9 protein-coding genes are annotated in these 15040 nt (G+C 32.2%); 7 read left to right on the forward strand and 2 right to left on the reverse strand.

Features of this window, described 5'->3' with window-relative positions; translation table 11 throughout:
• Nucleotides 1–80 precede the first annotated feature (80 nt).
• Nucleotides 81–5417 (reverse strand): hypothetical protein, encoded by a 5337-nt coding sequence (locus HN894_13930; GenBank protein ID MBT7144423.1) that lies wholly within the window; start codon nt 5415–5417, stop codon nt 81–83.
• A 320-nt stretch (nt 5418–5737) separates the two neighbouring features.
• Here HN894_13930 and rplU point away from each other — a divergent pair, with 320 nt between their 5' ends.
• The 7 genes from rplU to HN894_13965 all read left to right on the forward strand — a co-directional run bounded on the left by rplU (nt 5738) and on the right by HN894_13965 (nt 13792).
• Nucleotides 5738–6049 carry a 50S ribosomal protein L21 gene (gene rplU / locus HN894_13935; GenBank protein MBT7144424.1) on the forward strand — a complete coding sequence of 104 codons (312 nt, stop codon included), beginning with the start codon at nt 5738–5740 and terminating at the stop codon, nt 6047–6049.
• 33 nt (nt 6050–6082) lie between these two features.
• Nucleotides 6083–6421, forward strand: coding sequence for a 50S ribosomal protein L27 (rpmA, locus tag HN894_13940; GenBank protein MBT7144425.1), 339 nt, complete (start codon nt 6083–6085; stop codon nt 6419–6421).
• A gap of 200 nt (nt 6422–6621) precedes the next feature.
• Nucleotides 6622–7896: a serine--tRNA ligase gene (gene serS, locus HN894_13945; protein MBT7144426.1), complete on the forward strand. Its 1275-nt coding sequence runs from the start codon at nt 6622–6624 to the stop codon at nt 7894–7896.
• Nucleotides 7897–8522: 626 nt separating this feature from the next.
• A complete protein-coding gene (gene phnD / locus HN894_13950) occupies nt 8523–9446 on the forward strand; it encodes a phosphate/phosphite/phosphonate ABC transporter substrate-binding protein (GenBank protein MBT7144427.1) in 924 nt (307 codons plus the stop codon).
• A complete protein-coding gene (locus tag HN894_13955; GenBank protein MBT7144428.1) occupies nt 9421–10920 on the forward strand; it encodes a two-component sensor histidine kinase in 1500 nt (499 codons plus the stop codon). The genes phnD and HN894_13955 overlap by 26 nt, the downstream gene beginning before the upstream one ends.
• A 7-nt stretch (nt 10921–10927) precedes the next feature.
• Complete coding sequence (locus HN894_13960; GenBank protein ID MBT7144429.1) at nt 10928–12268, forward strand: sigma-54-dependent Fis family transcriptional regulator; 1341 nt, start codon at nt 10928–10930, stop codon at nt 12266–12268.
• Between the two features lie 309 nt (nt 12269–12577).
• On the forward strand, nt 12578–13792 hold the full coding sequence (locus HN894_13965; protein ID MBT7144430.1) for a hypothetical protein: 1215 nt from the start codon (nt 12578–12580) through the stop codon (nt 13790–13792).
• Between the two features lie 454 nt (nt 13793–14246).
• Here the strand turns inward: HN894_13965 and HN894_13970 are convergent, their stop codons facing one another.
• Nucleotides 14247–14939, reverse strand: coding sequence for a Crp/Fnr family transcriptional regulator (locus tag HN894_13970; GenBank protein MBT7144431.1), 693 nt, complete (start codon nt 14937–14939; stop codon nt 14247–14249).
• Nucleotides 14940–15040: the final 101 nt, after the last annotated feature.

The raw sequence follows: 15040 nt of genomic DNA on the forward strand, positions 1-15040 counted from the left end.
AGCACGTGTTCTTTGACGTATGGATTGCAAATCCGCACGAGCTGGGTTTAGGTAAAAGTCAGAATTACTAAATAGGGACTTTAATTAGGGTAAACCAAAATACTTGAATTGATCATTTTAATTTGGTATGCCTCGCCCGGCTTCATATTTCCAATATTATTAATTGAATAAATAGGCCAATAGACTTCTCCATTTTCATCCTTAGCAATATGAATGTTTGTTGCTATTGAATTGAACATCAAGCTAATTGAAGCTTCCGATTGTCGCAAATAGCCAACAATACTCCAACCCTGATTTAATGAAATTGGAGTGTTTTGCGGCTCCACAGCATTTCCAATAATTATAGTGCTTGTAGTCGCATTCATTTTTATTTGATAGCCTCTGCCAATAATATGATTCCCAATACTATTTACATTAAACTGTGGCCAAAAAACCAAGCCAAACTGGTCTTTTATTATTTCAAGTTCTTGAAGAATATTTCCAAAAATACTATCTAAAGTTGGTTCAAATGGATCAATATATGTTGAAAATAAATTCCAGCCCGAATCTATCTGAACAGATTGAGTTTGGTATGAAAATGCAAGTAGTTCTTCCAATCCACTTAAGCCATTTGTAGCGAAGGTGTTAGAGTTTGGGTAATTGTTTGTATTGTATGTTGCCTGAGCGTCATACTCCATGTTATTATTTGGAGTCCAAATTTTCCATTTGAATTCTTCGTTTTGAGAGTAACCATCATTCCCGAGACTTTCGCCATAAGTGGGTAACACAATTGATGTTCCTGCCCACATAGAAAAACCACCACAAGCCAAAAATCCCAACGAATCATAAAATACACCAATATAATCACCAATCGAAATTTGATTCCCATCAATAGTTAAGGCTGCTGTTTCAGGAATAATAATATTATGAATAATACCTGTATTAGCAAAAAACCAAGGAACTATGTTCGTGTAGGTACATGAACCATCATCGATTGTTGCATTTGGATTATAATTGTCTGCGCTTGAATCGGTGCAACCAAGAACATCGATAGAAATTGTGTCGCCTGTAATTGATAGAGTAAAATCGCCTGATGAATTATTATATCCATAAACTTTCACATAATAAGTTCCTGCAAATAAAGTGTCGAATACAATTTCGGATTGTAGTAAACAAAAGTCATCATTGTGGGCAATGTAATTTGAATCGCTGCAATTCTCCCAAATTTGAAGTTGAGTGTCATAATTGGAGCCACACAAAGAAACCACAACATTTGAATAAATTCCATCTACCGTAAAACTATACCACCATAAATAATAAGGAGATATTGAATTACTAACTGCGGGTTCATTTACATTTCCATAGATAAAAGAATTTGAACAACTTTCTCCTGCTTCAGTAATCCAACAATTGCCATCATCAACATTTGCATTCGGATTATAGTTAAAGGCAATTGGGTTTGTACATCCAAAAATTATTGAGTCGGTATCTAAAGTTAAATTCAAAATAAAATCAGTAGATTGTGGTGCAGGATAGCTTGATACAATAGCATAATACGTTCCCGGAAAAACTGCAATATTCTCGAAAGAGCCACCATTATATCCATATGCAGAGCTAATACAATTGTAATAATTTTCTGGACAATCATCTAATATTACCATCCCCGCCCAATCTCCAACAACAGAGCCACTTAAAGCGCCGGAATCTGATACTACAAATTCATAAACAATATCATCGCCGTTGAGCCAAGTTCCTCCACAATCTAAATTTTCGAAGTCGTCTCCATAATTTTCGGTAGTGCCCTGAAAATTAATTACCGGTAGATTTAAAATATATGGTATTTCGCAAGTTTCGCCTGGCAGATACAAAATGTTTTCTGCAGTAAAGGATAAAGTATCATTATTGTTTATTTGGTCGCCAGGCAATGATGTATAAATTGAAAAATTATAAACTTGATTTACAGAAAGATCGGCAATTGTTGAGAAGTAGAAATCGAGGGTATCCATTGGCAAAATTGTATCGCTGACGGTTTCACTAACTATAATAGTATCGTTGATGGAATATATTACAATAAAATTGCTGGCAGGATTTGAAGCAAAATTTGCTATTTCTACATTCACCATTTCAGAGTTTGTTAAATTATAGCCTGTAGTTGGTGAGTTAGCTGCCACAATGCTAAGGTCGTTAGTTGGTACAGAAACAAAAACAGTATCGCAAACCAAATTGCTTTGACAATTATTCAATGAAGTATAATAAATTGTTCCGTTCCATCGGCGTGGCGAAAATGTCTGCCCAAATGGATATTCTTTCCCTGCACCAGTAGTAATTTGCAAGTTTTCGTCTGCAAAAGTTTCTAAACTTGATAGAGTTGTATAATTCATCTCAATGGAATTGGTCGAACTTATGTATAAAGCATAAGTTTCTCCTGCATTCAAAAACAAGTTGCTTATGTCGATATGAGCCGGAACATCTGTACCAAGACCGGTGATAGCTTGGCTTTCTAAAAAGGTCCATGCTGTGGCATCTGTCTCAAAACCTAAATATGTGCCAGCTTTATAGTATATTTCAATTGTAGTTTCACCTGCATCAATATTTAGATCAAATCCATTAATAATTATGCTATTAATTATCGAAATATCAAACATATTACCATGGTGGTCGTTGTTGGCCGAAAAGATTGTGCTAAGAATGTTGGGAAATGTTCTCGATGCTTGAACAAAATATTCTGTTGTAGATAAAAGTATTGGAGTTTCAAATATGTTTGTAATTTGCAGAAATGAAGTGTCAATGCCGCTATACCATAAATGAGAAATTTCAGGATCGTTTGGCAGCAATTCTATGGTTGCAGTTTGTCCTGAAAAAATATTATAATTTGAGGCTGATGGAGCAGTTGGGTTCAGGTATGAAGTAATTGTTTTTTGTAGGGTATCATTCTGAAAAATTGGATCATTAGCTAAAAAAATAAATGTAGTAATTTCGAAATCTATTTCCGAAATTGTACTCAAATCAATAGATGTGCTAAAAGTATGATAATAAATTTCGCCAGGTAGAACTATGGCAGTTATAGGTTCTATTATTGCAGGAGCACCATCAATACTCATTCCCGCAATGAATCCTCCATTGATTTCCTCTCCATTATTTCTTATTTTAATAATTGTGTTTTCTTGCCCAAGTCCACATCCCGAGGAAGGAAATTCAATTGACAAAAGTTCGGCATCGTAGTGAGGTTGAGCGAAAAAGTCTTTGCAAAATTCATTGTTGTAAAATGCCGAATCGCCTAACATTTCTGCCGAAGCACAAATAGTGTTAAATCCTCCAGGAATCACTAAATTTGGCATTGTGATAGTATCAGAATCTAAACTTGCCAGAATACCTGTCCAATTTTGAGAAACTATTGTTCCATTATTAACTTGATATTTTAGTAAAATGGAACTAACTGTATCTGTTCCAAAATTTGTAATTACAATTTCTACCGGAATAATATCGTCAACAATTTCAATTTCCAGAGGATTAAGAATGGCTGTAATACCAACATCTAAGGCTATATTATCAACAATCTTGATATTGTCTATCGAAATGTCGCTTTGCCAGGTTTCGTTCACACCATCGCCTATTGTAGCCCGAAATCTGATAATTAGATTGTCAATGCCTGCATAATTTGAAAGATCAATTTCGGCGAATTCCCAACTACTTCCCTGGCTGCCAGAAATGTTCCATACATCATTTGTCCATACATCATCATTTATATCGATATGCAGAATTCCCATTCCGGCACCGAGCATATGATAATTGAAGCTAATTTGAGGTGAACTTAATAATGAAAAATCGCACAATGTGAGCAAAGAGGCTTCATCGCCAAAGATACGAGGTGAAGAAGATTCGGTATAAAAATAGAAATTGCCTGAAAATGCAGTATCGGGACCTGTATTTAATGAAGGCGTAGTTCCTGAATTTAATGTCCAATCAAAATCGTCTTCACTTGATTGAAGGAAATTTCCTATTCCGGTTTCGAAACTTTCTGTAAAAGGAAAATTATTTATTTCATCAATAATAATAAAATTCAAAATTTCAGAGAGTGTATCATTCAGCAAATTTTCATCGCTAATACCATTTGGTGAGCTTGTCCAGATTTGAATATTATGTGAAATTGAATTAAAATTATAGGAACCAATATTTATACTATCTTCTTGGTTTCCAGCTGATAGATTCCCATTCCAGTAAAATGGAACGCCTATATTTCCATCTGCTGACCAATTTATTGTTGCTGAATTTAATGTACTTAATCCATAATTCTTTAAAGAAATCAGTATGTCCGAATTGCCAGTAAACATTGGCAAATCTTCTAATGCTGAAACGCCTGCGTCATTTGAAGAAGGGCTATGTATATATAAGGTATAGTCCTCTGTTTCGCCCCAGGAATAATTTCCGCAAGGAGAAATTTCTGAAACTGAGTTGAAATTTGCATTTCCTCCAATTTCTGCCACAACTATGCGCATTCGTAAGGAATCTGAAATTGCCGAAACCGGAACTTCAATATTTTTATTATATGTAGTTGTGGGATTAACCAATTCTAATATTGCGACTTCTTCATTCTGATCATAGAAATTTCCGTTTCCGTTCCAATCAATAAAAACTTTGCCTCCTTTGTTGTAATTTCCGCCACAAGTGCCAATTGTGATATTCAAATTATATTCATTTAATGGAAATAAATCTGTTACCATGTAGGTAAAATCTGAATATGTTGCACAGATTCCGGCAGTATTATTCGATAAAGTATTAAAAACAACTTCATCAATTTCAGAATCTACGGAACTATTTGCCTGAGAATAGCAATATTCGGGATCGAATGATAATTGCACATTGGCAAAATATTCTACTAAATTTCCATCGGGAGGTAAATCGGGATTTGGGTTTGTATTGTCGCTATAATAATATATACTTTGAGCTCCAATGTTAGAAGGACTACATAAAAATTCGTCAGTGTTTAAGTGCCAACCAGTAGTATTTTCATCTATTGCAATAACTAAATTCGACACATTGCTGTAATAAAAAGGACTATCGAAAACAATTTTCATCATATTTTGTGATGTGGAAACAAATCCCGAAAAAACCGGATTTAGGGCAGAAATTGAAATCCAATCAGTATGATTTTCAAATGTGTCTTTTTCTGTAGTCCCCATATAAACATTTATTGAATCAGTCCAAATTGAGCCAGAATATTCGAAAATTATGGAGAAAATTGTACCTGATATTTCTATACTTGTTTGAGGATAAATTATTTGGCTATAAGTATATCCGTAATATGGCTCTATCGGTATATGTTGATTTACAATAGAATCGTTACCAATTGAAACATTTTGCGTAAATGCGGTATTTGATAGAAAAAAGATGAAAGTTGTAATGAAAATTACAATAATGTAATGGTATAATTTTTTCATTTTCTGAATATTTATTTATTCTAATTTTCAGTAATATAGATAGTTCAATATAAAATATTTCATTAGTAAAAGTAGTAATAATTTTAGCATTTCAGTATATTTTTAATTCAGACTTACATTTTAATCTGCATTATATAAGCTTTGAGAATTTTGTTCAATTTTCTTTTTAATAAGTTTAATGTTTTAAATTTGCAGGCAGAAAAAATTACTTCATAGATTTGTTTAATTTTATGAAATAAAAAAATAATTAAATAAAAATTGTTTTAAAAATTAATTTATATACTTTTGCACTCCCAAATTATTATTGAAATTTTATTGAGATGTACGCAATTGTAGAAATATTAGGTCAACAATTTAAAGTTGAAAAAGACAGCAAAATATTTGTTCATAGAATCGATGCGGAAGCAGGCGAGCAAATTGATTTTGAGAAAGTTTTATTGATAGACAACGACGGAGATGTCAAGCTTGGACAACCAACTATTGATGGTGCAAAAGTATCGGCAAAAATTCTTTCGCATATGAAAGGAGACAAAGTTCAAGTTTTCAAGAAAAAGAGAAGAAAAGGATATAAAGTGTTAAACGGGCATCGTCAGTATCTCAGTCATATTCAAATTGCTGAAATTGTATCGTAAGTTTTAAATGTAAAATCTTAAACACAAAATAAAATGGCACATAAGAAAGGAGCTGGTAGTTCAAAAAACGGAAGAGAGTCGGAAAGTAAACGACTTGGTGTAAAAATTTATGGTGGTCAGTTTGCCAGAGCTGGTAACATTATTGTTCGTCAACGAGGAACAAAACACAATCCTGATGTTAATGTTGGAATTGGAAAAGATCATACTCTTTTTGCTTTGACAGATGGTATTGTTGAATTTAGAAAAAGAAGAAATAATAGATCTTATGTTTCAATTGAGCCTATATATTCGACGGTTGAAGGAGAAGTAATTGTAGAAAATGAAATTACCGAAGAAGTTGTTGAAGAAAAAGTTGAAACCCCCGAAAATTAAGAGCAAACAGAATAAAGAATAACTTATTCAGAATAAAAAATCTCCTGTATTGATAATAGACTTGTCATAGCAGGAGATTTTTTTATTTAGGATAATTCTTGTAATTTCTTCAATTATAGAAAAATACATGTCAAATTGTTTAAATTTGAATTTGCAATATTCAGTTTAGAGATTTGTCAAGAATTTAATGAAATAAAATTATGCTTACAGTAAAATTTATCCTCGACAATAAAGAATTATTAATTGAACGACTATCAATCAAAAATTTCGATGCAGAGGGAATTTTTGATGAGGTGATTGCAGCAGATTTGCAAAGAAAATCGACACAACAAAAGTTAGATGAGATTTTATCGAAACTGAATAGCTCATCGAAACAAATTGGTCAATTATTCAAATCAGGTAAAATTGAAGAAGCAAATAAAGCAAAAGCGGAAACTGCTGAATTAAAAGAATTGTCGAAAGATTTGAACAAGCAATTGCCAATTGTTGAAAAAAAACTTCATGATTTTTTAACACTCATCCCCAATATTCCTCACGAAAGCGTCCCAAGAGGCAATAGCGAAGCAGATAACACAGAAATTGCAACTGGTGGGAAAATGCCAGAAATGTGCGAAAATCCTTTAGCTCATTGGGATTTGGCAAAAAAATATGATATAATAGATTTTGAATTAGGAAATAAAATTACCGGTGCAGGTTTCCCTGTTTATAAAGGAAAAGGAGCAAAATTGCAAAGAGCTCTAATCAATTTTTTTCTTGACGAAGCACAAAATAATGGATATGCCGAAATTCAACCTCCAGTTTTAGTAAATGAAGATTCTGGTTTTGGGACAGGCCAATTGCCCGACAAAGAAGGTCAAATGTATCATGTTGGAGCCGATAATCTTTATTTAATTCCAACCGCCGAAGTTCCTATTACAAATATTTACAGAAATGTAATTTTGAGTGCAAATGATTTTCCGATAAAAAATACTGCATATTCGCCATGTTTCAGACGCGAAGCGGGTTCGTATGGAAAAGATGTGAGAGGGCTAAATCGTTTGCACCAGTTCGATAAAGTAGAGATTGTAACTATTGCTCATCCTGAAAAGTCGTACGAAATTCTTAAAGATATGGTGAAATATGTTTCCAAATTGATTGAGAAATTAGAACTTCCATACAGACTGCTAAAACTTTGCGGAGGCGACCTAAGTTTTACCTCGGCACTTACGTTCGATTTTGAAGTTTTTGCAGCAGCACAAAAAAAATGGCTAGAGGTAAGTTCTGTTTCAAATTTTGAAAACTATCAGGCAAATCGGCTAAAACTCAGATTCAAAGAAGAAGGCGGAAAGAAAACAAAATTGGCACATACTCTTAATGGAAGTGCTTTGGCATTGCCCAGAATAGTTGCCGCCCTTCTGGAGAACAATCAAACAACCGAAGGAATAAAAATCCCAAAAGTCTTGCAAAAATATACCGGATTTGAGATTATTTCGTAGAATTATTAGTCTGAAAAATCAGATTGAAATTTGAATTTTATTGAATAAAAATTTGGTTTATAGCAACATTTACAATGAATGTTGATACTCTCGAAAATGCCTATTGTTTCATTGGAATGTTCCAGGATTGTTTCTTTGTAAAATCGAATAATTTTGGTATCTAATCAGTGTGTTTAAAGTGCTGAATTTATGATTATTGAAGTTTATTTTAACCGCAAAGAACGCTAAGTTATTGAATATTTTTTCTTTGCGAAAAATTACGATTTACATAGCGACCTTTGCGCTTATATTATTTATTTTGCTTTAGTTTAGCATGATACAATTTATTGTCATACACTGATTAGTTACTAATTTAGAAATATTTTTATCGTAAACTCAGAAGTGCTATTTTTAAGAAATACTGCCATTTCGCTCATAAACTTTTAAAAAGACAACTCATTGTATAAAATATTATTCACACAAGTTGCTACATATTTTAAATTATTTTGGCTACACTCATAGGTTTGCATTTTGTGGTAATCCAGAATTAATTTGACTTATTCTATTGGATTAATTTCCTTAAAGTCTAATCCGACTGTTGAAATTTTCAAATATTTTAGTATTTTCCCATTTTTAAATGAAAAATTATGAAATGGAGTTTATATATAGTACTGATGATTTTTGGAATATCTTGTACGAATAGTAATAAAAAAAATACTGTAGATTTTTCCGAAGTAAATGCCACAGAGTCAGATACAACTGTCATAGGTTCAAAATCTGTTTATATCGCAATAGCATCGATGACATCGCCAAAAGAAACACATATCTACTATAGCGATTTAATGAAATATATCTCAAAAAAAGTTGGATTTCCAATCTATATAAAGCAAAAAAAAACATACGAAGAAGTAAATTCTCTTTTAGAAAATTCTGAAGTAGATTTTGCATTTATTTGTTCGGGTGCCTATGTCGAAGAATACAAAAAGAGTGAAATCAGACTGTTAGTTGCACCTGAAATTGAGAATAAAACCTTTTACAATGCCTATATAATTGCTCACAAAGATTCTAAAATTGAAAAGTTCAAAGATTTCGAGGGCAAAAGTTTTGCTTTTACTGATCCGCTATCGAACACAGGCAGACTGTACCCAAAAAAGAAACTATTTGAGCTAAAGAAAAAGGAAGAAAGTTTTTTTCAGAAGACAATTTTCACATATGGACATGATATTTCAATTCAAATGGTAAATCGTGGGATTATAGATGGAGCATCTGTTCATGGTTTGATTTTTGATTATCTCTCATCTCATAATCCCGATAGAGTAAAAAATATTATGATAATTGAAAAATCTGAGGAATTTGGAATGCCGCCCATAGTAAGCCCAAAATCGATTACAAATAGCTGTTTCGATAGATATCAGCAGGTTTTTCTTGATATGCACAAAGATAGTATAGGAAATGCAATTTTGGAAAAGCTTAATATTAATAGATATGTTACAGTTGACGATTCTATATATAATAGTGTTTTTCAATTAAAAGAATATATTGAAAATGCTTCGTCAGAAAAAAGTAATTAGCATTCCACTTTTTTGGAAATTTGCTATAATATCGACCCTCATAATTGTTGTTTTTGGATCAACCAACATATATCTGTTGTGGTCTTCTGTCTATACTTCATTCGAAAAAGAAATAGACAAACGATGCAAGGTGTTAGCCAGAATTGTTTCTGAAAAGGCTTTAACACCAATTGTTTACGATGACAGATTGAGCTTGTATAAAATATTTGATGATATTACACAGAGCGATCCAAGCATATCTTATATTTTTATTTTAAATAATTCTGGAGAATTAGTCGCACAATCGTATGGCACAAAAATTCCGGGAAGTTTGCTAAAAATAAATTCATTGAAATCGGGCGAGTATAATATAAAGGTTATAAAAACTCAAAATTATAAATATCCGGTAATTCGAGATATTGCTTATCCAATCTTAAATGGCGAGGTAGGAGTTGTAAGAATTGGAATAGCCGAAGAACACATTCAGCAAGAAATGATAAAAGCATCGAACAAATTGCTTATCATGATAATTTCATTTTTCGTTTTTGGACTATTAGGAGCATTTTTCTTTTCATATATAATAACTTCTCCAATAAAAAAAATTAGTCAAAAAGCTCAGGTAATTGATTTGGGACATATAGATTCGGAAGATTACAATATTCAATTATCTAAAGTAAAAATTCCATTCAATTATACAATTGATGATGAATTAGATATGTTAGTCGAAAAATTTTCTGAAATGCTTATCCGATTGAAAAATAGTTATTTAGAGATAAAAGAAACAGAAATAGCATTGATTCAGGCAGAGAAACTTGCTTCTCTTGGAACTCTTTCGGCCGGTGTTGCTCACGAAATAAATAATCCAATTTCAGGAATAAAAAACTGTATTAACAGAATCATTAAAAACCCAAAGAATATTGAGCAAAATGCCAAATATATTGTACTTATAAATGAAGCTATTGAAAAAATAGAAAAAGTAGTGAAGCACTTATTGAGCTTTAGTCGAAAGCAAGAAATTGTGCTCGAAAAAGTAAATTTAAATTTGATTATTGAAAAAGCCATTCTACTTACAAAATTTAAATTACAAACTAGCAATATTCCTATAAAGATAGTATCAGACAAAGAAAATTTTGTTAAAGGAAGTTCTAACCACTTAGAACAAGTATTTGTTAATTTAATATTTAATAGTGTAGATGCTATTACTGAAAGAAAGGAGAAAGATCCATCTATTGATGGGAAAATTGAAATAGAAATCAAAAATATTTCCGACAAATGTTTTGTGCATGTTATGGATAATGGCAATGGAATCCCTAAAGATATTCAAAAGAAAATTTTTGATCCGTTTTATACCTCAAAAAGTGTAGGAAAAGGTACTGGCTTGGGTTTGTCTGTAACTTTCAATCTGATAAAAGAACATGGCGGAGAAATTCGATTTAGGAGCACAGTAGGCTTGGGCACTGAATTTGTAATTGAATTGAATAGTCATTCAAATTAATTAATTTATGAAGATATATGTTGTAGATGATGAACGAATTATAAGAGTTTCTCTTGCCGACGAATTACGAGATTTCGGCTTTGAAGTTTACGAGTTTGCAAACGCTAATTCAGCACTCATGCAAATGCAAAATGTGTTGCCAGACATTGTCATAACCGACCTAAACATGCCAGAGGTTAATGGTATAGAATTTCTGAAAAGAATAAAAAAATATAATCAAAATATCTATGTAGTTTTAATGACTGCATATTCCACAGTTTCTACAGCTATTGATGCAATGAAACTTGGAGCCTACGATTATATAGAAAAGCCTTTCGACAATAAAAAAATGCTCATGATTTTAGAACATATCAATGAGCTTAAACAGGTAAAAGATGAGAATAGAACACTAAAAATAAAGTTGAAGCGCGACTACGATTTTTCATCATTTATCGGAGCCAGCCAACATATTTTAGATGTTTTTAATTTGGTTAAGATAGTTGCACAAAAATCAACAAGTGTGCTGCTCGTTGGCGAAACCGGAACAGGAAAGGAATTGCTTACAAATATTATTCATTATAATAGTGATAGAAGCAAAAAGCCATTGATAAAGGTAAGTTGTGCTATTTTAAGCCGAGAAATATTTGAGTCGGAGCTTTTCGGGCATGAAAAAGGTGCATTTACCGGTGCTATTGCCGATAAGGCTGGAAAATTTGAAATAGCAAATGGAGGAGTACTCTATCTCGATGATATTGATGATGTTCCTTTAGATTTGCAAGTCAAGCTATTAAGGGCTCTTGAAGAAAGAGAAATTGAAAGGGTAGGAGGGAATAAGATTATAAAAATTGATATTAGGCTTATTGCATCAACAAAAAGGGACCTTAGAAAAATGGTTGATGATGGGGAATTCAGAGAAGACTTATTCTATAGATTGAATGTTTTTCCAATAAACTTGCCACCATTACGTGAAAGACCCGGCGATATTGTTAAATTGACAAAGCATTTTGTTTCCATTTTTTCTAACGATAGTGAGAAACAAATTGATAACGAAGTGTTTGAGGTTTTGAAAAAGTATCCTTTTCCGGGTAATGTGAGAGAATTACGTAATCTAGCCGAACGTTTGACACTTTTAAGTATGGAAAATAAAATTGATGATAGTATAATTCCATATGAAATTAAATTTCCGGGATTCAAGCCCACTTATTTCACTTTCAACGAAAAGTCATTAAATGATATTCTTGAAGAAGTTGAAAAAAGTGCTATTCTCAGTGCATTAGACAAATCTCGTTGGAACAAATCGAAAGCTGCAGATTTATTAGGGCTTCCTGCATCAACACTTAAATCGAAGATAACTAAATTTGATTTGTAATTTTCCCTTTTGAAGTTTTTAATTTTGAACTGTTTTGGAAATTGTACAGTGTGAATAGAATTCTATTTTCAGTACCCTTAAATTGGAATATTTGAGCGACAAAAACTCGTCAATATCGACGAAATTTAGTCGCTTTTTTGTTTCTTTTAATTCCGTAAAAAAAAATAATATAAAAGAATAAATTATTTTTTCCTTTCATACCGAAACATTGAGCTTATCATGCCATTGCTCTATTTTTTTTATCTTTTGTAGGCATATTATTTGAATGCAGGCATGCAATTAAATTTTTAATAAACTAAATTATTAAGTATGAAAAAGTATTATGTGTTTTTAACAACCATTCTTTTTTTGAGTGCCTCATTGTTTATAACAAGCTGCTCTGATGATGATGATGACCCAGTAGTTGATCCGGGTGAAAGTTCAACAGAACTTCTTGTGAAAAAGTTTTCTGAAGCTCCAACCTTAGATGGTACTGTAGATGATATGTGGGCTGAAGCTCAAAAATTGGTTGGAACTACTGAAGTTCCAAACTTAGCAGCAAGAGGAACTTATTTGAATGGCGATGGTGAAGGTATTGAGGAAGATCTAGGATTGTTTGATCCATATACAGGAGAAACTTATGACTATACAATGCGTGCAGGCTATTCAGGAACTGACATTTATTTTTTATTAGAATGGGAAGATGCTGATGATAGTAAAGACAGACAATCTTGGTATTTCGATGCTGATGATAATTTGTGGAAAGGTGAACATAAATATGCTAACCACGATAATGACAAATTTTACGAAGATAAATTTGCATTTTTATTCCCTATTGGTGAAGTATCTGGTTTCAATGCTTCAACTTGCTATGCAGTCTGTCATCAAAATTTGACTCTGGAGAATCCAAAAGACAAACATACAAGACATTATACTCTTGTTGATGGTGAAAAAATTGATATGTGGCATTGGAAACGTGTAAGAGGAACGTATCTTGGACAGGTTGATGATCAAATGATGAACTATGCTGATCCTACCGGATCTTCTGCAAATGGAAGACATGGAGATGGAACCGGACAAGGTGGATATTCTGGAAATTCACAAACTTTAAATAATGGTGTTGCTGACGTAAGTGTACCATTGTATATTATACCTGATAAAACTGATTACTACTGGATTAGCCAAGATGATATAGACGATGGAACGGCAAAAATGGTAACTGCCGTTGATAACTTTGGTGTATTAACTTATGATGGTGGTACAATAGATCCTTCAACAGGTGGATATGAACAAGGAACTGGTGTAAAACGTTTCCCAAGTGTTACAACAAGAGCATTCACTTTGGGCCGAGCTGATATTGATATTCGTGCAATCCATACAGGAACTGGCTGGGTTTGCGAATTCACTCGAAAATTAGACACAGGCGATGAGGACGATGTAGTATTTAATATTGAAGAAGAAATAGCTTTTGGTTTAGCTATTTTTAATAATGCAGCAATTGCTCATGCTGTTAAGCCAAATTTAAATATGAAATTTGAGCAATAGTTTGTTAATTAGTTAATGAAAAAAAGAACCTGCGAGGAGGGCATTATTTATCAATCGCAGGGTCTTTTTTGAAAATACAAATTTGCCGATCTATTTTAAAGAGAGCTTTTCATTTATAGTCATGATAAGATCGCAGAATTTATATACACAGTTTAATAAGTTAGTTAATTCAAGTTTCGCACTTTCAAAATTGCAAAAAATGCTAATTTCAATGGTTTGTAAATCTACCAATTCTATTGGTTAAAACTCTTTTAAAATGAACTTTACTCCAGGAATTCCAATTGTTGATATAATATTGTTTTTTCTTTAATTTTTTAATGATAAAAAAGTAACGAGTCCAATAGCTATCGGAATTGTTTCGATTGAAACAACTAAAGGAATAACTATTTAAACTGAATTTAATTATGAAGAGGAAAAATGTACTATGTGAAAAAATCTTATTATTTGCACAGAGTTATCCAAAACGGCTTACTTTTTCAAGCATATCTATATCTAATATCTCAAATTCATTGCCATTAGATTTAATTATTCCATCATCTTTAAATGTTTTTAGAATTCTTATCATACAAGCTTTTGAAGTAACAGTGAAATCTGCCAGTTCCTGCCTCGACAATAATGCATCAAACGATTTTTCTTTAAAGATAGTTCTCGATAAATACAACAGACCATCTGCTACTCTGCCAATGGCTTTTTTTTGCGATAGTTCGTAAAAACGATTCAAGGTATTGGTTGCTCTTCTTGAGAACTCTTTTATAAATCCGTCCGAAAAATCACGATTGTTGAAAACCAAGGATTTAAAATCGTTTTTGTTGATATAACATACCTTCATATTAGAAAGAGCTGAAACAGAGTAGCGTGAAACTTCTCCGTAATACAGACCCGGTCCGTTTAACATTGTTACAGGTTTTGAAATTGCATGGACTAATTCTTTCCCACTATTTCCTTCAATGTAGATTTTTGCAAAGCCGCTTACTAAAAATGCAACATATGAAATTGGCGAACCTTGTTTTATAATTGTATCTCCTGCCCGATAATTAGTTTCAAATCTATTTTTATTAACCAAATTAAGTTCATTTTCAGATAGATGCTTGAAAATATCACATTTCAGATCACAATCTATGCAATTAGTTGAAATCATATCTTCCATACAATAATGTAATAGTTAAGGATGTAATATTCAAAAAAATTAAAAAACCTTATATGGTGTCTCATTTTATTAGTTCATTACAACATTAATAATTTATAAAT

The sequence above is a fragment of the Bacteroidota bacterium genome, assembly GCA_018692315.1.
Classification (GTDB): Bacteria; Bacteroidota; Bacteroidia; order Bacteroidales; family JABHKC01; genus JABHKC01.

Coding starts and splice junctions, on each gene's coding strand:
- HN894_13930 (MBT7144423.1), bottom strand. CDS start 5,417: ATGAAAAAATTATACCATTACATTATTGTAATTTTCATTACAACTTTC.
- rplU (MBT7144424.1), top strand. CDS start 5,738: ATGTACGCAATTGTAGAAATATTAGGTCAACAATTTAAAGTTGAAAAA.
- rpmA (MBT7144425.1), top strand. CDS start 6,083: ATGGCACATAAGAAAGGAGCTGGTAGTTCAAAAAACGGAAGAGAGTCG.
- serS (MBT7144426.1), top strand. CDS start 6,622: ATGCTTACAGTAAAATTTATCCTCGACAATAAAGAATTATTAATTGAA.
- phnD (MBT7144427.1), top strand. CDS start 8,523: ATGAAATGGAGTTTATATATAGTACTGATGATTTTTGGAATATCTTGT.
- HN894_13955 (MBT7144428.1), top strand. CDS start 9,421: ATGCTTCGTCAGAAAAAAGTAATTAGCATTCCACTTTTTTGGAAATTT.
- HN894_13960 (MBT7144429.1), top strand. CDS start 10,928: ATGAAGATATATGTTGTAGATGATGAACGAATTATAAGAGTTTCTCTT.
- HN894_13965 (MBT7144430.1), top strand. CDS start 12,578: ATGAAAAAGTATTATGTGTTTTTAACAACCATTCTTTTTTTGAGTGCC.
- HN894_13970 (MBT7144431.1), bottom strand. CDS start 14,939: ATGGAAGATATGATTTCAACTAATTGCATAGATTGTGATCTGAAATGT.